Source organism: Pseudomonas sp. NPDC089407, from assembly GCF_044900445.1.
Taxonomy (GTDB): Bacteria; Pseudomonadota; Gammaproteobacteria; order Pseudomonadales; family Pseudomonadaceae; genus Aquipseudomonas.
Window position 1 is genome coordinate 94,785 of record NZ_JBJDNB010000023.1, and the last position, 16,767, is coordinate 111,551.

At 60.9% G+C, this 16,767-nt stretch carries 16 protein-coding genes and 1 pseudogene; 7 read left to right on the top strand and 10 right to left on the bottom strand.

Annotated elements, in window-relative coordinates:
• Nucleotides 1-4 precede the first annotated feature (4 nt).
• The 3 genes from trpD (at nt 5) to ACI2KG_RS18410 (ending at nt 2,769) form a co-directional block, all read left to right on the top strand.
• Nucleotides 5-1,054 (top strand): anthranilate phosphoribosyltransferase, encoded by a 1,050-nt coding sequence (trpD, locus tag ACI2KG_RS18400; RefSeq protein ID WP_201202273.1) that lies wholly within the window; start codon nt 5-7, stop codon nt 1,052-1,054.
• A complete protein-coding gene (gene trpC / locus ACI2KG_RS18405) occupies nt 1,051-1,884 on the top strand; it encodes an indole-3-glycerol phosphate synthase TrpC (protein WP_404662852.1) in 834 nt (277 codons plus the stop codon). Before trpD ends, trpC begins: the two co-directional genes overlap by 4 nt.
• Before the next feature lie 180 nt (nt 1,885-2,064).
• Nucleotides 2,065-2,769, top strand: coding sequence for a biotin/lipoate A/B protein ligase family protein (locus ACI2KG_RS18410; protein ID WP_404662853.1), 705 nt, complete (start codon nt 2,065-2,067; stop codon nt 2,767-2,769).
• Here ACI2KG_RS18410 and crp read toward each other — a convergent pair.
• Entirely contained in the window at nt 2,766-3,410 is a 645-nt protein-coding gene (crp, locus tag ACI2KG_RS18415) for a cAMP-activated global transcriptional regulator CRP (RefSeq protein WP_400617076.1), read from the bottom strand. The genes ACI2KG_RS18410 and crp overlap by 4 nt on opposite strands.
• A 191-nt stretch (nt 3,411-3,601) precedes the next feature.
• Between crp and ACI2KG_RS18420 the strand changes: the two genes are divergently transcribed.
• Complete coding sequence (locus tag ACI2KG_RS18420; protein WP_404662854.1) at nt 3,602-4,024, top strand: OsmC family protein; 423 nt, start codon at nt 3,602-3,604, stop codon at nt 4,022-4,024.
• 140 nt (nt 4,025-4,164) lie between these two features.
• On the opposite strand, the pseudogene ACI2KG_RS18425 reads toward ACI2KG_RS18420, so the two are convergent.
• The 7 genes and pseudogenes from ACI2KG_RS18425 to hemJ all read right to left on the bottom strand — a co-directional run bounded on the left by ACI2KG_RS18425 (nt 4,165) and on the right by hemJ (nt 10,168).
• Nucleotides 4,165-5,578: pseudogene (locus ACI2KG_RS18425) on the bottom strand (IS1182 family transposase).
• 163 nt (nt 5,579-5,741) lie between these two features.
• Entirely contained in the window at nt 5,742-6,782 is a 1,041-nt protein-coding gene (locus ACI2KG_RS18430) for a DUF2157 domain-containing protein (protein WP_404662855.1), read from the bottom strand.
• 10 nt (nt 6,783-6,792) lie between these two features.
• Entirely contained in the window at nt 6,793-7,440 is a 648-nt protein-coding gene (coq7, locus tag ACI2KG_RS18435; RefSeq protein WP_069943216.1) for a 2-polyprenyl-3-methyl-6-methoxy-1,4-benzoquinone monooxygenase, read from the bottom strand.
• 65 nt (nt 7,441-7,505) lie between these two features.
• On the bottom strand, nt 7,506-7,844 hold the full coding sequence (locus ACI2KG_RS18440) for a histidine triad nucleotide-binding protein (RefSeq protein WP_003255518.1): 339 nt from the start codon (nt 7,842-7,844) through the stop codon (nt 7,506-7,508).
• Nucleotides 7,845-7,907: 63 nt separating this feature from the next.
• Nucleotides 7,908-8,690: an SDR family NAD(P)-dependent oxidoreductase gene (locus ACI2KG_RS18445; protein ID WP_404662856.1), complete on the bottom strand. Its 783-nt coding sequence runs from the start codon at nt 8,688-8,690 to the stop codon at nt 7,908-7,910.
• A gap of 67 nt (nt 8,691-8,757) precedes the next feature.
• Nucleotides 8,758-9,714 carry an NAD(P)H-dependent flavin oxidoreductase gene (locus tag ACI2KG_RS18450; RefSeq protein WP_404662857.1) on the bottom strand — a complete coding sequence of 319 codons (957 nt, stop codon included), beginning with the start codon at nt 9,712-9,714 and terminating at the stop codon, nt 8,758-8,760.
• A gap of 28 nt (nt 9,715-9,742) precedes the next feature.
• Nucleotides 9,743-10,168: a protoporphyrinogen oxidase HemJ gene (hemJ, locus tag ACI2KG_RS18455; RefSeq protein ID WP_060501620.1), complete on the bottom strand. Its 426-nt coding sequence runs from the start codon at nt 10,166-10,168 to the stop codon at nt 9,743-9,745.
• Between the two features lie 142 nt (nt 10,169-10,310).
• Here hemJ and argC point away from each other — a divergent pair, with 142 nt between their 5' ends.
• Complete coding sequence (gene argC, locus ACI2KG_RS18460; protein ID WP_400617089.1) at nt 10,311-11,345, top strand: N-acetyl-gamma-glutamyl-phosphate reductase; 1,035 nt, start codon at nt 10,311-10,313, stop codon at nt 11,343-11,345.
• Between the two features lie 165 nt (nt 11,346-11,510).
• Complete coding sequence (gene erpA, locus ACI2KG_RS18465; RefSeq protein WP_003255511.1) at nt 11,511-11,861, top strand: iron-sulfur cluster insertion protein ErpA; 351 nt, start codon at nt 11,511-11,513, stop codon at nt 11,859-11,861.
• Between the two features lie 59 nt (nt 11,862-11,920).
• On the opposite strand, the gene ACI2KG_RS18470 is transcribed toward erpA, so the two are convergent.
• Both ACI2KG_RS18470 and ACI2KG_RS18475 read right to left on the bottom strand, forming a co-directional pair.
• Nucleotides 11,921-13,012 carry an anhydro-N-acetylmuramic acid kinase gene (locus tag ACI2KG_RS18470; RefSeq protein WP_404662858.1) on the bottom strand — a complete coding sequence of 364 codons (1,092 nt, stop codon included), beginning with the start codon at nt 13,010-13,012 and terminating at the stop codon, nt 11,921-11,923.
• Between the two features lie 3 nt (nt 13,013-13,015).
• Nucleotides 13,016-14,437, bottom strand: a complete 1,422-nt coding sequence (locus tag ACI2KG_RS18475; protein ID WP_404662859.1) for a peptidoglycan DD-metalloendopeptidase family protein — start codon at nt 14,435-14,437, stop codon at nt 13,016-13,018.
• Nucleotides 14,438-14,650: 213 nt separating this feature from the next.
• Here ACI2KG_RS18475 and tyrS point away from each other — a divergent pair, with 213 nt between their 5' ends.
• Nucleotides 14,651-15,850 (top strand): tyrosine--tRNA ligase, encoded by a 1,200-nt coding sequence (gene tyrS / locus ACI2KG_RS18480; protein WP_404662860.1) that lies wholly within the window; start codon nt 14,651-14,653, stop codon nt 15,848-15,850.
• Nucleotides 15,851-16,767: the final 917 nt, after the last annotated feature.

The window sequence follows — 16,767 nt, forward strand, 5'->3', positions numbered from 1 at the left end:
GCACATGGATATCAAGAGCGCGTTGAGCCGTATCGTCGGCCAGCTGGACCTTTCCACCGAAGAAATGCGTGATGTCATGCGCCAGATCATGACTGGCCAGTGCAGCGAGGCGCAGATCGGCGCCTTCCTCATGGGCATGCGCATGAAAAGCGAGAGCATCGATGAAATTGTCGGTGCGGTGTCGGTGATGCGCGAGCTGGCCGACAAGGTTGAGCTGCAGAGCCTCGATGGCGTGGTCGATATCGTCGGTACCGGCGGTGATGGCGCCAACATCTTCAACGTTTCCACGGCGTCGTCGTTCGTCCTCGCGGCAGCGGGGTGCACCGTGGCCAAGCACGGCAACCGCGCCGTGTCGGGCAAGAGCGGCAGTGCCGATTTGCTGGAAGCTGCCGGCATCTACTTGAACCTGACGCCGGTCCAGGTTGCCCGTTGCATCGACAGCCTGGGTATCGGCTTCATGTTCGCGCAAAGCCACCATTCGGCCATGAAGCATGCCGCCGGCCCGCGTCGCGACCTGGGCCTGCGTACCCTGTTCAACATGCTCGGCCCGCTTACGAATCCGGCCGGAGTGAAACACCAGGTGGTCGGCGTGTTTGCCCAGGCCCTGTGCCGCCCGCTGGCCGAAGTACTGCAGCGCCTGGGCAGCAAGCATGTGCTGGTGGTGCACTCGAAGGACGGCCTGGACGAGTTCAGCCTGGCCGCGCCCACCTTTGTTGCCGAGCTGAAGAACGACGAAATCACTGAATACTGGGTAGAGCCGGAAGACCTCGGCATGAAAAGCCAGAGCCTGCATGGCCTGGCCGTCGAGAATCCGCAGGCGTCGCTGGAGCTGATCCGCGATGCGCTGGGCCGGCGCAAGACCGAAAACGGCCAGAAGGCTGCGGAAATGATCGTGCTCAACGCGGGCGCGGCACTGTATGCCGCCGACCATGCTATGACCCTGGCCCAAGGTGTAGAACTGGCACACGACGTGTTGCACACCGGGCTGGCCTGGGAGAAGTTGCAGGAACTGGGTGCCTTTACTGCAGTATTCAAGGTGGAGAACGAAGCATGAGTGTGCCGACGGTGCTGGAAAGGATCATTGCCCGCAAGTTCCAGGAAGTGGCCGAGCGCAGTGCGCGGGTCAGCCTTGCTGAACTAGAGCGCCTGGCCAAGGCCGCTGATGCCCCGCGAGGCTTCGCCAATGCCTTGATCGAGCAGGCCAAGCGCAAGCAGCCTGCGGTGATTGCCGAAATCAAGAAGGCTTCGCCAAGCAAGGGCGTGATCCGTGAAGACTTCGTGCCGGCGGAAATCGCCGTCAGCTACGAGAAGGGCGGTGCTACCTGCCTGTCGGTGCTGACCGATGTAGATTACTTCCAAGGAGCCGATGAGTACTTGCAACAGGCTCGCGCGGCGGTTTCGCTGCCGGTGATCCGCAAGGACTTCATGGTCGACCCGTACCAGATCGTCGAGGCCCGGGCCTTGGGTGCGGACTGCCTGTTGTTGATTGTGTCAGCGCTGGATGACGTGAAGATGGCCGAACTGGCCGCCACTGCCAAGGACGTAGGTCTCGATGTACTGGTAGAAGTGCACGATGGCGATGAGCTGGAGCGCGCACTGAAAACCCTGGATACGCCGCTGGTGGGCGTGAACAACCGCAACCTGCACACCTTTGAAGTCAGCCTGGAAACCACCCTTGACCTGCTGCCGCGCATACCGCGTGATCGCTTGGCGATTACCGAGAGCGGCATCTTGAACCGGGCCGATGTTGAGTTGATGGCGATCAACGAGGTTTACTCGTTCCTGGTCGGTGAGGCGTTCATGCGCGCCGAGCAACCTGGGCTGGAGCTGCAGCGGCTGTTCTTCCCGGATCAGGTGAAGAAGACTGTTCAGCAACTGGACTGAGCAAAACCAAGCCGGCGTTGTTGCCGGCTTTTTTGTATGCCTGGAATGGCCTATTCGCGGCGGTCCGACGCATCGGTGAACCCGCTCCTACATGGGTATGCGTACCGTTGGAGGAGCGGGTTCACCGATGCGTCGGACCGCCGCGAATAGGCCCCTGAGAACAACATCAAAGGTGGATCAATGACCGATCAACCCCTGGCCCTGACCGTTGAACAAGGCCTGCACGCCGAACAGGAACTGCTGGCTGCCGTCTGCCGCGGCGAACGCGAAAGTGGCGTGCTGTTCTGGCGCCCCACCGACCATGCCTTGGTCATGCCCCGGCGCATGAGCCGGCTGGACAACTTTGAAGCCGCCTGTGCAGAGCTGGCCATTGCCGGTTGGCCAGTGCTGCTGCGTGAAACCGGCGGTGAGCCGGTGCCGCAATCGCATGCCACTGTAAATGTTGCACTGGTCTACGCCGCACCTCGCAGCGAAGGTGACCACGGCCGTATCGAGAACGCCTACGAACGCCTGTGCCTGCCGTTGTGCGATGTACTGCGCGAGTGGGGCGGGGTGGCGTCAGTGGGGGAAATCGACGGTGCCTTCTGCGATGGCCGCTACAACGTCAACCTTAACGGTCGCAAGCTGGTCGGTACTGCCCAGCGCTGGCGCCAGGGCCTGGGTGGCAAGCGCCCGGTGGTTCTGGTGCACGGTGCACTGCTGCTGGATAACGAGCGAGATTCGATGGTGGCGGCAGTCAATCGTTTCAACGAGTGCTGCGAGCTTGAGCAACGTTGCCGCGCCGATGCGCACATTGCCTTGCACGAAGTGGCGCCTGCGGCGCCCTGGTTCGAGCGCCTGTCCCAGGCCTATGCCAAGGTATTGGCCGAGCTGCCCAAGGACTAGCGGGTACCGTAGACCACCATGGTCTTGCCCTTGACCTGTACCAGGCTGCGCTCTTCAAGATCCTTGAGGACGCGGCCGACCATTTCCCGCGAGCAACCGACGATACGGCCGATTTCCTGACGGGTAATCTTGATCTGCATGCCATCGGGATGGGTCATGGCGTCGGGCTGTTTGCACAACTCCAGCAGGCAACGGGCAACCCGCCCGGTTACGTCGAAGAAGGCCAGGTCACCGACCTTGCGCGTGGTGTTGCGCAGGCGCTGGGCCATCTGGCTGCCCAGTGCGTAAAGAATGTCAGGGTCCTGGCGCGCCAGTTCGCGAAATTTCTCGTAGCTGATTTCAGCTACTTCGCACTCCGTCTTGGCGCGCACCCAGGCACTGCGCTGCTGTTCCCCGTCGATCGGCTCGAACAGGCCCAGCTCGCCGAAGAAATCGCCATTGTTGAGATAGGCAATGATCATTTCACGGCCATCGTCGTCTTCGATGAGGATGGTTACCGAACCCTTGATGATGAACGACAGTGTCTCGGCCCGGTCGCCGGCGCAGATGATGTTGCTTTTGGCGGTGTAGCGGCGGCGCTGGCAGTGCACCAGCAGCTTGTCGATGTTCTTGATCTTGGCGGGTAGGGCGGAGGCAACCATCACGAAATCCTGTTCGATACGAGGCATAGGCTTTTTTTAGAGGTTGGCTGGCGGCAAGCGCCAGTCATTTGGCGCCAGCTTATCAGACGTCACCGGATGTTTCGGCACTAAACCAACACCTCTCGTACTTTTCCCACAGCCGCACAAGGTCTAAGCTGACACCCTTTTCCGAAAATCAGGAGTCCAGGTAGATGAAGGCACGTATCCAGTGGGCCGGTGAGGCAATGTTCCTCGGCGAATCGGGGAGCGGCCATGTCGTCGTGATGGACGGCCCGCCCGAGGCCGGCGGCCGCAACCTGGGTGTGCGCCCGATGGAAATGCTGCTGCTGGGCCTGGGTGGCTGCAGCAGCTTTGACGTGGTCAGCATCCTGAAGAAGTCGCGCCAGACGGTGGAGAGCTGTGAGGCGTTCCTGGAAGCCGAGCGCGCCAGCGAAGACCCGAAGGTGTTTACCAAGATCCACATGAACTTCGTGGTGAAGGGGCGTGGGCTGAAAGAAGCGCAGGTCAAGCGTGCGGTGGAGCTGTCGGCGGAAAAGTACTGCTCGGCGTCGATCATGCTTGAGCGTGCCGGGGTTGAGATTACCCATGGCTATGAAATTGTAGAGCTGGGTTAAAGCCACCATTTTTGGGGCTGCTTCGCAGCCCATCGCCGGCAAGCCAGCTCCCACACAGGCTGTGTGAAAACTCAGAATCAGAGATCAGCCCGCCAGGGCTGATCTCTGATTGATATTTTCACATACCCGAGAGATACCTCTCAGGCCAGCATCTCCAGCAGCCTGCGGGTTCCCAGGATATTGATGGTTCGCTTCAGGTTGTAGCTGGTCACTGCCAGCGCCATCTCAGCTTTGGCTCCCTGCAATTGGCGTAGCAGGAACCGCCCGGTTCCCAGTGCCCACTGCTTCAAGTTGCCGAAAGGATGCTCAACCGTACTTTTGCGCCTGAGCATCATGTCCGGATTGGCATGCAAGCGTTTGGTCATTCGTTCAAACGCTGCCTCATTGGGATGGCGTTTTAGCGTGCGTTGTCGTGCCCTCGTGCAATTTCCTTTCAGAGCGCAATTGCCACAGGCAGATGCTTGAGCGTGGTAGTTAGCCGATCCCTTGTTCATACTTTTCAGTATCAACACCTGACCCGCCGGACACCGATAGCTGTCAGTTTCAGGGTCATACTTGAAGTCAGCCTGAGGAAAGAGGGCGTTTTCAGCCGAGCGGTTTTCTCGGTTGAGCGGTACGATTGCTGTGATACCGGCATCGTCACAGACCTGGAATTGCTCGCCGTTTGAATAACCTGCATCTGCAGTCACTGTGACGTCTTCTTGATCCAGCACCTGCTGGACAGCCGTTGCCATCGGGGCAAGCTGCCTGCGGTCATCACTGTCCTGGGTTACTTCGTGGTGCACGATTAACCCATGCTCTTCATCCACTGCAGATTGCACGTTGTAGCCCGCAAAGTTGCCCTGCGGAGCACATCTTCGCCTCGTCTTCCCCAACGATAATCTGGGAAAGCCCCAGTTCCTCCATCAGTGCTTGACCGGTCAGGTTGTTAGCGCGCTTTGACTGAAGGCGGTGCAAGGCTTCTTTCACCTTGTTGGTATCGATTTTCTCGGCACTCTCACTCAGATCCGACTCATCCAGCGTTGCCAGATATCGAGCAATGCGCTGGTCCAGCTTTTCCAGGTCCCGCTTGAGATGTTTGAGACTGACATGGCGGTTATTGGAAGCTACGGCTCTGAATTTGCTGCCATCAATAGCGACGAGGTCGCCCTTGACCAAGCCCGCTCCTCGACAAAACTGCACGAAAGCACGGCAGGTGGCTGAAAACGCCACCGTGTTGTCTCTACGAAAATCAGCGATGGTTTTGAAATCTGGAGCAAGACGGTTGAGCAGCCACATGACCTCGACATTGCGCTGACACTCGGCTTCGAGACGACGGGAAGAACGTATCTGGTAGAAGTAGCCGTATAGGTAAAGCTTGAGCAAATCAGCGGGGTTGTAGGGCGGACGTCCATTCACTTTGGGCTCTGCCCTGTCGAAGCCGAGCACCTTCAAATCAATTCGGGCGACGTACGCATCAATGACACGCACCAGGTGGTCAGCCGGGATGAGCTCATCAATCGAGACTGGAAACAGGCTGGTCTGATTCCGTGGTTCGCCCTGAATGTACGCCATGAAAAATGCCCCGCATCGTTGATGCGGGGCATTTTGCAGGAGCTGGCTAAAAATTTCAGGTTTTCACACAGCCTGCACAGGTACAGCATCAGGTTCAGGACTGGCGTGGTACATGTGGGAGCTGGCTTGCCGGCGATGGGTCGCAGAGCGGCCCCGGCGATCTTCAGTCACGCAGTGCTGGAAGAGCCTCCCTCAACCATTGCGGCATTGCGCTTCTAAGCGCCTCACTCAACCGCTCCCGCCGCTTCTGGTAAACCAACCCCAACCAGATAACCCCCAACCCGATCAAGGTCACCACCACCGGGAACAACAACGATTCGGCAAACACGTCGTACGACAGGTACCCCAGGTAAGCCGCCACCCCCAGCGCTCCGAACACCATGAACACCGGCCGGCGCAGCAGCACCGCCATGCCCATCAGCGCAATGTTGATCAGGCAATACAGGGCCTTGCCCAACTCGCTGCCGTCGTCCACAAGCGTCAGGCCGCCCCAGAACGCCGCCAGCCCGGCCAGGTAACCCCAATGGGCGTAATCCTCGCGCGTGCGGCCGTCCACCACCAGGAATACCACCAACATCCCCAACCCGAACCACAGCGATACTTCACGGCGCTGTTCCCAGCTGAACGGCGAACCGAAGAACCATTCGCTCAGGTCCATCGACATGAACCACAGCGCCACGGCGATGGGCATGACGATAAACGGGTAGGGGATAAGCCGCAGCATCAGCAAACCGGCCAGTACTGTCGCCAGTTCCATCGCCAGCCAGCCGCTCTGCACGTAGGTGTAGTAATGGTGGTAGTTTGCCTGCGTGTCGTGCACGGGCCACCAGCCAACCAGCCGTTCGATGGCGAGTACGGCCAGCGGCACGATGCTGACCGCGACGGCTGCCAGCACCCCGGCAGCGATGGGCTGGCCGCGGCGCTGCAGTTTCAGGGCAAACAAGGTGATCAGCAGGATGTACAGGCTGGCAATGACCAGCAGTGCGCCGTCGCCGATGCTCATCCAGGCCTCGGTGAGCAACCAGCCCATGGCCGCCATGATCAGCATGGCGCCAAAGTAGAAGGCAACATGGGCCAGCTGGAAGCTGCCGCGTGCTGCCGGTTGCTGGCGCAGGAAGGCCAGCAGGGCCTGGTCCTGGCCCTGCTGGAGAACGCCGGCTTGCACGGCGCGCGCCAGGTCCTTGGCGTCGAATCGATCCGTCATGGGGGTGCCTTCAGATACGGTAGGTGCTCTTGGTCATGACCTTGGCCAGCAAGCTCATGCCAAACCGGACAGGGGCAGGGAAGCGGTAGCCACCGGCCTCCAGGGCAGACTCGGCGTGTTGCTCTTCGTCGATGCGCATCTGCTCGAGAATGGCCCGGGACTTTTCGTCTTCTTGCGGGATCTGCTCCAGGTGTTCGTCGAGGTGTTTGCACACCTGGTGCTCGGTGGCGGCGACGAAGCCCAGGCTGACCTTGTCGCTGACCAGCCCGGCGAGTGCACCGATGCCGAACGACATGCCGTAGAACAGCGGGTTGAGCACACTCGGGTGGCTGTTCAGCTGGCGAATGCGCTGCTCGCACCAGGCCAAGTGGTCGATTTCTTCCTCGGCGGCATGCTCCATGGCCTTGCGCACTTCGGGCAGCTTGGCAGTCAGAGCCTGGCCCTGGTACAGCGCCTGGGCGCAGACTTCACCGGTATGGTTGATGCGCATCAGCCCGGCAATATGGCGGGACTGCTGTTCGTCCAGGTCGGCGTCTGGCTGGATGATGGCCGGCGATGGCCGGGCAGGTTGGCCGCTGAAGGGCAGCAAGGTGCGCATGGCGGTATCGGCCTGCAGCAACAAGCGGTCGAGCGGCGAGTAGTGACGTTCGGTAGCCATCGGGCACCTCCGCAAGAATGTGCCCGACAGTTTACCGCAATAGCGGCAGGGTCGCTTGCCGTGGATCAGCCCGGTGGCCAGTTCATCTGGCGCTGGCCAAGCACGTGCATATGGATGTGGTAGACGGTCTGGCCGCCTTTCGGGTTGCAGTTCATGACCACGCGGAAGCCTTCCTCGCAGCCTTGCTCGACAGCCAGGCGCTGGGCGGTGAACAGGATGTGGCCAGCCAGGGCCTTGTCCTCTTCGGTCAGGTCATTGAGCGTACGGATGTGCTTTTTCGGGATGACCAGAAAATGTACCGGCGCTGCGGGTGCAATGTCCTTGAAGGCCAGGATCTGGTCGTCTTCGTAGATGATATCCGCCGGGATTTCCCGGTTGATGATTTTGAGGAATAGATCGTCCACAGCACTTGCTCCATGGTGAGGGTCGGGCCGAGTGTACTCAGCCGAGCGTTGCTCGCCCAGTGGCTATTCCATGCCGACCGGGCAATAGCGGCGGTGAATGGCCCCGGCCAGCTTTCGCAGCAGCCAGCGCGGCAGCAGGCGCGGCGCAAATGCCAGCCAGCGGTTGCGCCGGCCGGGCATGATCAGGGCACGGTTCTTGTTCAGCGCGCGTACGGTGTACAGCGCCACTTCCTCGGGGCTGAGGCAGCGCGGCTTGCCCTCCAGGCGAGCAATGGGCCGGCGTGCAGAGCGCACCGGGCCCGGGCACAGTACCGAGACCTTGATGCCGGCGGGCTTGAGCTCTTCGCGCAGGGCCTGGGAAAAGTTCAGCACGTAGGCCTTGCTGGCAGCGTAGGCGGCCATCCACGGGCCAGGCGCTACGCCAGCCAGGCCGGCAACGTTGAGAATCTGCCCGCCACCTTGCACCGCCATCAGGTTGCCGATGGCGTGGCACAGGCGGCTCAGGGCCAGCACGTTGACCTCCAACAGGTCTTGCTCGTCTGCCCACTCATGGGCCAGGAACGGCCCGTAGGTGCGCTGGCCGGCACAGTTGACCAGCAGGTCGATGCGCCGCTCGCCTTCTTCCAGCTCCAGCACGAAGCCTGAAAGGCGCAGCGGTTGGCTAAGGTCGCAGGCGCGGAACAGCACCTCGACACCAAAGCGTTGGGTCAGCTCGATGGCCACCGGTTCCAGCGTTTCGCGCTGGCGTGCCACCAGGATCAGGTTGCGCCCGCGCCGTGCCAGTGCTTCCGCCAGGGCCAGGCCCAGGCCGCTGGAAGCACCAGTAATCATGGCGTAACGGGTCATGCAAGGCTCCTGGGGGCGGAAGAGGGCGCCTAGTGTACAGCTTGGCCGGGCAAGGTGTTGCCTTTTGCTACAAGGCCCGAACCTGCAGGGCCTGGCAGCGCTGCAGGGCTTGCTGGTACTCGCTGTACAGGCGTTCGATCAGTGCGCTGGCGCTGGGCAGGTCGTCGATACCGCCAACGCCCTGACCTGCCGACCAGACGGTTTTCCACGCCTTGGCTTCGTCGTCTATCGGCTTGAGTTTGCCTTGTTCATGGCCGCCCTTGAGAGCATTCAGGTCGTAGCCCGCTTGTTCCAGGCTGGGGCGCAGGAAGCTGGCTGGAATGCCGGAGACCGCCGGTGTGTGGACGATGTCGGCAGCGTGGGCCTCCAGCAGCATCTGTTTGTAGGCGCTCTGGGCCTGGCTTTCTGCCGTGGCGATAAAGCGCGTGCCCATGTACGCCAAGTCGGCCCCCAGCAGTTGTGCGGCAAGGATCTCGTGGCCGTGGTTGATACAGCCCGCCAGCAGCAGGGTTTTGTCGAAAAACTGGCGAATTTCCGCTGCCAGGGCGAACGGGCTCCAGGTGCCGGCATGGCCGCCTGCACCGGCAGCAACGGCAATCAGCCCATCGACACCCGCTTCGGCGGCCTTCTCGGCATGGCGGCGAGTGGTGACATCATGAAACACCAGGCCGCCATAGCCGTGTACGGCATCGACCACTTCCTTTACCGCACCCAGGCTGGTGATGACGATCGGCACCCGGTGCTCGACGCACAAGGCCAGGTCGGCCTGCAGGCGCGGGTTGGTCGGGTGGACGATCAGGTTCACCGCATAGGGCGCTGGCGCCAGCAACCGTGCCAGACCGGCCTCGATTTCCTCCAGCCAGGCCTTGAAGCCGGCGCTCTCACGCTGGTTCAAGGCCGGGAAACTGCCAACCACACCGCTGGCGCAGCAGGCCAGCACCAGGCTGGGGTTGGAAATCAGGAACATCGGTGCGGCAACCACAGGCAGGCGCAAGCGTTGTTCGAGCGAGGCAGGTAGCGACATGGCAAGGCTCCTAGGCAGGGTGGCAATGTCAGAACGGTTTGACCACCACCAGAATTACGATACCCAGCAGGAACAGCACGGGCACTTCGTTGAACCAGCGATAGTAGACGTGGCTGCGGGTGTTGGTGCCACTGGCGAAGCGTTTGCGCTGGGCGCCGCACACGTGATGGTAGCCGGTCAGCAGGATCACCAGGGTCAACTTGGCATGCAGCCAGCCCTGGCTCAGCCAGCCGGGGGTGAGGTAGAGCATCCAGGCGCCGAACACGTAGGTGGCGATCATTGCCGGGTTCATGATGCCACGGTACAGCTTGCGTTCCATGGTCACGAAGCGGTCCTGGCTGATGCTGTCCTGGCTCTGGGCGTGGTAGACGAACAGCCGCGGCAGGTAGAACAGGCCGGCGAACCAGCAGACCACGCTGACGATATGCAACGCTTTGATCCATAGGTAAAGCATGGAGGGAGTTCCTTCAGGTAATCACGGTCGTCAGATAGTAGTGGTCTAGCGCCCGAAGGGTCACCCGAAGAGTTGTTACAGGCGCCTTGCGCCCCTATTATCGTGCGCTTTCCAGACGGCTCGTTGATAAGGGGCAAGCGTTATGATCAAGGTCGGTATTGTCGGCGGCACGGGTTACACCGGCGTCGAACTGTTGCGTCTGCTGGCACAGCACCCACAGGCCGAAGTGGCGGTCATCACTTCGCGCTCCGAGGCGGGCGTGGCAGTGGCAGACATGTACCCGAACCTGCGCGGCCATTATGACGGGCTGGCGTTCAGCGTGCCGGACAGCCAGGCCCTGGCGGCTTGCGATGTGGTGTTCTTCGCCACCCCGCACGGTGTTGCCCACGCCCTGGCCGGCGAGCTGCTGGCGGCCGGCACCAAGGTGATCGACCTGTCGGCCGACTTCCGCCTGCAGGACGCCACCGAGTGGGGCAAGTGGTATGGCCAGCCGCACGGCGCGCCAGAGCTGCTCAAGGACGCGGTGTACGGCTTGCCCGAAGTGAACCGCGAGAAGATCCGCCAGGCGCGACTGATCGCCGTACCGGGTTGCTACCCGACCGCCACCCAGCTGGGCTTCCTGCCGCTGCTGGAAGCCGGCCTGGCCGACCCTTCGCGGCTGATCGCCGACTGCAAGTCGGGTGTCAGCGGCGCGGGCCGTGGCGCAGCGGTGGGTTCGCTGTTCTGCGAAGCTGGCGAAAGCATGAAGGCCTATGCGGTCAAGGGCCACCGCCACCTGCCGGAAATCAGCCAGGGCCTGCGCCTGGCCGCTGGCAAGGACATCGGCTTGACCTTCGTGCCGCACCTGACGCCGATGATTCGTGGCATCCACGCTACCCTGTACGCGAACGTGGTCGATACCTCGGTCGACTTGCAGGCGCTGTTCGAGAAGCGCTACGCCGATGAACCGTTCGTCGATGTGATGCCGGCGGGCAGCCACCCGGAAACCCGTAGCGTGCGCGGTGCCAACGTCTGCCGCATTGCCGTTCATCGCCCGCAAGGTGGTGACCTGGTGGTGGTGCTGTCGGTGATCGACAACCTGGTCAAAGGCGCTTCCGGCCAGGCGGTGCAGAACCTCAACATCCTGTTCGGCCTGGATGAGCGCATGGGCCTGTCCCACGCTGGCCTGCTGCCCTGATATAGCTGCAAGTTTCAAGCTACAAGCCGCAAGAGGGTGCATCGTGTTCATCTTGCAGCTTGTAGCTAGCACTTGCTGCTTACGTATTCTTGACCGATTTTCTCGGGAAAGCGGATAATGCGCGTCATCGAGTTTTATGGCGGCTACCGCGCCGGGAGAATCAACATGAGCGTCGAAACCTTCACCCCTACTGGTCTGGAATTCACCCATGGGGCAGCCCAGAAGGTGAAGAACCTGGTCAATGAGGAAGGCAATGAACGTCTGAAGCTGCGGGTGTTCGTGACCGGTGGTGGTTGCTCGGGCTTCCAGTATGGCTTCACCTTCGATGAAGACGTGGCCGAAGACGACACCATCGTCGAGCGCGAAGGCGTTTCCCTGGTGGTCGACCCGATGAGCTTCCAGTACCTGGCTGGCGCCGAAGTGGACTATCAGGAAGGCCTGGAAGGCTCGCGTTTCGTGATCAAGAACCCGAATGCTGCTACCACTTGTGGTTGCGGCTCGTCGTTCTCGATCTGAAGCCTGGCCATACGAAAACGCCGCGCAATTGCGCGGCGTTTTGCTTTTTGGCGTAGCGGTTATGCCGGGTAGATCGCGCCCAGTACGCGCAGGCCCTTGGCGGCAGTGACGCTTGGGCGGTTGGCGGCAATGCCTTCCAGGCAGCAGTGAGCGAGCCAGGCGAAGGCCATGGCCTCGACCCAGTCTGGGTCTACGCCATGGGCGCCAGTGCTGGCGACCTGGGCTTTGGGTAGCAACTGGCCGAGGCGGGCCATCAGTGCGCCGTTGCGGGCGCCACCACCACAGACCAGCAGCGCTTGGGTGCCTTGCTGGGCGCTGCCTAGTGACTCGATGATGCTGCGTGCGGTCATTTCCAACAGTGTCGCCTGTACATCTTCGTCGCGATAAGCGGGCAAGCAGGCAAGGTGGCCATCCAGCCAAGGCAGGTTGAACACCTCGCGGCCGGTACTCTTCGGGCCGCTGCCGGCGAAGAACGGGTCGGCCAGCAGTGCGCCGAGCAAGTCGGCCTGCACCACACCCGAGGCTGCCCAGGCGCCGTCAGCATCGTAGGTTTGGCCGCGCTTGCGCTCGATCCACGCATCCAGCAGCACATTCCCCGGGCCGCAATCAAAGCCGTGGACCGGCTTGTCCTGCTCGATCAGGCTGAGGTTGCTGAAACCGCCCACATTTAGAATTGCCAAGCGCTGGCCAAGGTGGCTGAACAGGGTTTCATGGAAGGCCGGAACCAGCGGCGCGCCTTGGCCGCCTGCAGCCACATCGCGGCGGCGGAAATCGGCGACCACGCTGATACCCGTCAGCTCGGCGAGCAGTGCCGGGTTGCCAATCTGCACGGTAAAACCGCGTGCCGGTTCGTGGCGGATGGTCTGGCCGTGGCTGCCAATGGCGCGGATGGCGTCAGCCTGCAGGCCTTGTCGGGCCAGCAGTTGGTGGATACCTTCGCCTGCCAGGCTGGCCCAGCGGTTTTCTGCCAGCGCTGCCCGCGCGATTTCGTCCGGCCCGCTGCTGCACAGGGAGAGCAATTCCTGGCGCAGATCGGTAGGCATGGGCAGGTAGTGGGTGGCGAGCAGCTCAAGCTGCTCGCCCTGTTCGATCAGGGCGATGTCCAGGCCATCGAGGCTGGTGCCGGACATCACCCCCAGGTAGAGCGCCATGGCTTAGCGCTTGTTCGCTGCGAGCAGGGTGGCCTTTTCCTGATCCATGCGGGCGATCAGCGGCTGGCTCTGCTGCAGGAAGCGCTGGCGCTCGTTCTTGGCGATCGGGTCAGCCATTGGCACTTTCTGGCTCAGCGGGTCGACGTGAACGCCGTTGACCTGGAACTCGTAGTGCAAGTGCGGACCGGTGGACAAGCCGGTGGTGCCGATGTAGCCAATGATCTGACCCTGCTTGACCGAGCTGCCGGTCTTGATGCCTTTTGCAAAGCCCTGCATGTGGCCGTAGAGCGTCTTGTAACGGTTGCCGTGCTGGATGATCACGGTGTTGCCGTAACCGCCACGGCGCCCGGCCAGCTCGATGCGGCCGTCACCGGCAGCCTTGATTGGCGTACCGCGCGGGGCAGCGTAGTCGACGCCTTTGTGGGCGCGAATCTTGTTCAGGATCGGGTGCTTGCGGCCGGCGGAAAAGCGCGAGCTGATGCGGGCAAAGTCCACCGGGGTACGGATGAAGGCCTTGCGCAGGCTGTTGCCGTCGGCCGTGTAGTAGGTAGTGTTGCCCTGCTTGTTGGTGTAGCGCACGGCGGTGTAGGTTTTGCCGCGGTTGGTAAAGCGCGCGGAGAGGATGTTGCCGGTACCCACGACCTTGCCGTCCATCACCTTCTGCTCGTAGACCACATCGAATTCATCGCCAGGGCGAATATCCTGGGCAAAGTCGATGTCGTAACCCAGCACGCGCGCCATGTCCATGGTCATGCTGTGAGACAGGCCTGCACGCTGGGCGGAAGCCGATAGCGAGCTCTTGATCACACCGTGGGCATAGGCGGTTCGCACGACCGGTTTGCTGATTTCACGGTTGAAGGTATAGCCCTTGGCAGACTTGGTCAGGCGAATGGTTTCAAGGTTGCTGACTTTGCTGTGCAGGCTGGCCAACTGGCCATCCTTGTCGAGTTCGAACTGCAGTACCTGGCCATGCTTGAGCTGGCTGAACTGCTTGGCCTGCTTGTGGCTGGCCAGCAGGTCGTGCACCGCATTGGCCGGAAGGCCAACCTTGGCGAACAGGGTGGACAGGGTATCGCCACGCGCGACGGTAACTTCGCGATGGCCAGGTTCCTTGTCGGCTTCGGCGACCGGTTTGGCTTCCGGAGCTTGCTGCTCGGCTTTCTGGGTTTCGGGTGCGGTGTCTTCGATCTGGGCGAATGGCGAGCCTTGCTCACCTTGTGCCTGCACCAGCGGTGCGGCACGGGAATCGTCCTTCAGTTGCTCGGCGGGGCTTTCCAGCTCGAGGTTGAGGGTGGTTTTCTTGGCTTCCACTTCGCTGGAGGGAAATACCAGCAAAGCCAGGCTGAGCAGGGCGGCGATGCCGCTGGCGGCCAACAGATGGCTTTTCGGATAAAGCTTGGGCGCTTTAGGCGGTTCGTTGGTCATGAGTAAGGTGACTTTGAAAAAGGTGAAATGGAAAAGATGAATGACATGATGAAGATGAAATAACTGTATAAAATATAACCAAATCCATTTTCGCGCAAGGGCGCGTAGACGCCGCAGACCTGTGTGCGGGTCACATTCCTTTGCGAAACTTGTAATTGACGGCCGATCTTGTATGGTTGGCTCCCCCTGAATCTGAGCCTTGCGGGTTTGTCTATGAAGTCGGTTGAAGAGCAGCTGGCGCTTATCAAGCGCGGTGCGGAAGAAGTACTGGTCGAGTCGGAACTGGTGGAGAAGCTCAAGCGCGGCCAACCTCTGCGCATCAAGGCCGGCTTCGACCCGACCGCCCCGGACCTGCACCTGGGTCACACGGTGCTTATCAACAAGCTGCGCCAGTTCCAGGAGCTGGGCCACCAGGTCATCTTCCTGATCGGTGACTTCACCGGCATGATCGGTGACCCGAGCGGCAAGAGCGCCACGCGCCCGCCGCTGACCCGTGAGCAGGTGCTGGACAACGCCGAGACCTACAAGCAGCAGGTGTTCAAGATTCTCGACCCGGCCAAGACCGAAGTCGCGTTCAACTCCACCTGGATGGACAAGCTGACCCCGGCCGACTTCATTCGCCTGGCGTCGCAGTACACCGTGGCGCGCATGCTCGAACGTGATGACTTCGACAAGCGCTACACCACCAATCAGCCGATTGCCATTCACGAGTTCCTTTACCCGCTGGTGCAGGGCTACGACTCGGTAGCACTGAAGGCGGACGTCGAGCTGGGCGGTACCGACCAGAAGTTCAACCTGCTGATGGGGCGCGAGCTGCAGCGTGCCTATGGCCAGGAAGCACAGAACATCGTGACCATGCCGCTGCTCGAAGGGCTCGACGGCGTGAAGAAGATGTCCAAGTCGTTGGGCAACTATGTTGGTATTCAGGAAGCGCCAGGGGTGATGTACAGCAAGCTGGTATCGATCCCGGATACCTTGATGTGGCGTTACTTCGAACTGCTGAGCTTCCGTTCGATGGAAGAGATCGATCAGTTCCGCGCTGATGTCGCCAAGGGTGCCAACCCACGAGACATCAAGATCAAGCTCGCGGAAGAGATTGTGGCGCGTTTCCATGGTGAAGAGGCTGCGGCCAATGCCCACCGTGCGGCGGGTAACCGTATGAAGGAAGGCGAGCTGCCGGAAGACCTGCCGGAGATCGAAGTGGCGGCGGCGGAAGACCTGCCGATTGCTGCCGTGCTTAACCGGGCTGGCCTGGTGAAGAATTCGGCGCAGGCACGGGACTTGCTGAGTGGCGGTGCGGTGAAGGTTGATGGCGCGGTGGTCGACAAGGACTTCATGTTTGTCCTGGGTGCTACCCATGTGTGCCAGGCGGGCAAGAAGTCGTTTGGCCGGGTTACGCTGAAGGCTGAGTGATTGGCTGGGGTGTAGCTATGTAGAAGCGGGGAGGCCGAGAGGTCTCCCCGTTTTGTTTTTGGGGTGGGGTGTTGTGGTGGGGTGTCAGGTTGGGCGGTGGGCCTGGCTGTAGATAGTGTTAGGTGAGATGTGTCCGCCACAACACCTGCAGCGCCTATGAGACCGAGCGCCGCCCGCGCGGCGCTTCGCGGGACAAGCCCGCTCCCACAGTCTGTTTCGGGCCAGTCTTTTCTGTGAGGTTTCCGCTGCCCGCCTTGTTTGTCCCCCTCGATATAGAAGGTGTCGCCTCAGCTTTTCTACAATCCCCAGGGTGCGAGTGGGGAGGTGCAGGAATAACTGGCCTGAAACAGACTGTGGGAGCGGGCTTGTCCCGCGAAGCGCCGCGCGGGCGGCGCTCGATCTCACAGGCGCTGAAGGTGTTGTGGCGAGCACTTGGTGGCCTTTACAGGGTCTTCGCTCGGGATATTTCAAATAAATGAAATTAACCCTTGACCAGTCTTTTAATCCCCTTATAATGCGCCCCACTTCCAGCGACAACGGAACGACAAACTCCTTGAAATTCAACGAGTTAGCCGATTCGGAAGGCGCTGAAAGGGCTACGATCAAATGATCGCCAGCGGTTGAGAAGAAGGTTGACAGCGGTTTTAAACGCTGTAGAATTCGCCTCCCGCTACGAGAGATCGCAGCGAGCCAAGTGTTTGAAGCTAAACGAGTTTCTCGCAAAAAACTTCAAAATAAACGCTTGACAGGCTCTGAGGAAAGCGTAGAATGCGCGCCTCGGTTGAGACGAAAAGCTCTTAACCAAACGCTCTTTAACAAATTGAATCAAGCAATTCGTGTGGGTGCTTGTGAGTACGGACTGATAGTCAAAAAGATTATCAGCATCACAAGTGGCCATGCGAGAAATCACATAGTCA

Excerpts from the sequence above, each read along its gene's own strand:
- trpD (WP_201202273.1), top strand. The coding sequence starts at position 5 with ATGGATATCAAGAGCGCGTTGAGCCGTATCGTCGGCCAGCTGGACCTT.
- trpC (WP_404662852.1), top strand. The coding sequence starts at position 1,051 with ATGAGTGTGCCGACGGTGCTGGAAAGGATCATTGCCCGCAAGTTCCAG.
- ACI2KG_RS18410 (WP_404662853.1), top strand. The coding sequence starts at position 2,065 with ATGACCGATCAACCCCTGGCCCTGACCGTTGAACAAGGCCTGCACGCC.
- crp (WP_400617076.1), bottom strand. The coding sequence starts at position 3,410 with ATGGTTGCCTCCGCCCTACCCGCCAAGATCAAGAACATCGACAAGCTG.
- ACI2KG_RS18420 (WP_404662854.1), top strand. The coding sequence starts at position 3,602 with ATGAAGGCACGTATCCAGTGGGCCGGTGAGGCAATGTTCCTCGGCGAA.
- ACI2KG_RS18430 (WP_404662855.1), bottom strand. The coding sequence starts at position 6,782 with ATGACGGATCGATTCGACGCCAAGGACCTGGCGCGCGCCGTGCAAGCC.
- coq7 (WP_069943216.1), bottom strand. The coding sequence starts at position 7,440 with ATGGCTACCGAACGTCACTACTCGCCGCTCGACCGCTTGTTGCTGCAG.
- ACI2KG_RS18445 (WP_404662856.1), bottom strand. The coding sequence starts at position 8,690 with ATGACCCGTTACGCCATGATTACTGGTGCTTCCAGCGGCCTGGGCCTG.
- ACI2KG_RS18450 (WP_404662857.1), bottom strand. The coding sequence starts at position 9,714 with ATGTCGCTACCTGCCTCGCTCGAACAACGCTTGCGCCTGCCTGTGGTT.
- hemJ (WP_060501620.1), bottom strand. The coding sequence starts at position 10,168 with ATGCTTTACCTATGGATCAAAGCGTTGCATATCGTCAGCGTGGTCTGC.
- argC (WP_400617089.1), top strand. The coding sequence starts at position 10,311 with ATGATCAAGGTCGGTATTGTCGGCGGCACGGGTTACACCGGCGTCGAA.
- erpA (WP_003255511.1), top strand. The coding sequence starts at position 11,511 with ATGAGCGTCGAAACCTTCACCCCTACTGGTCTGGAATTCACCCATGGG.
- ACI2KG_RS18470 (WP_404662858.1), bottom strand. The coding sequence starts at position 13,012 with ATGGCGCTCTACCTGGGGGTGATGTCCGGCACCAGCCTCGATGGCCTG.
- ACI2KG_RS18475 (WP_404662859.1), bottom strand. The coding sequence starts at position 14,437 with ATGACCAACGAACCGCCTAAAGCGCCCAAGCTTTATCCGAAAAGCCAT.
- tyrS (WP_404662860.1), top strand. The coding sequence starts at position 14,651 with ATGAAGTCGGTTGAAGAGCAGCTGGCGCTTATCAAGCGCGGTGCGGAA.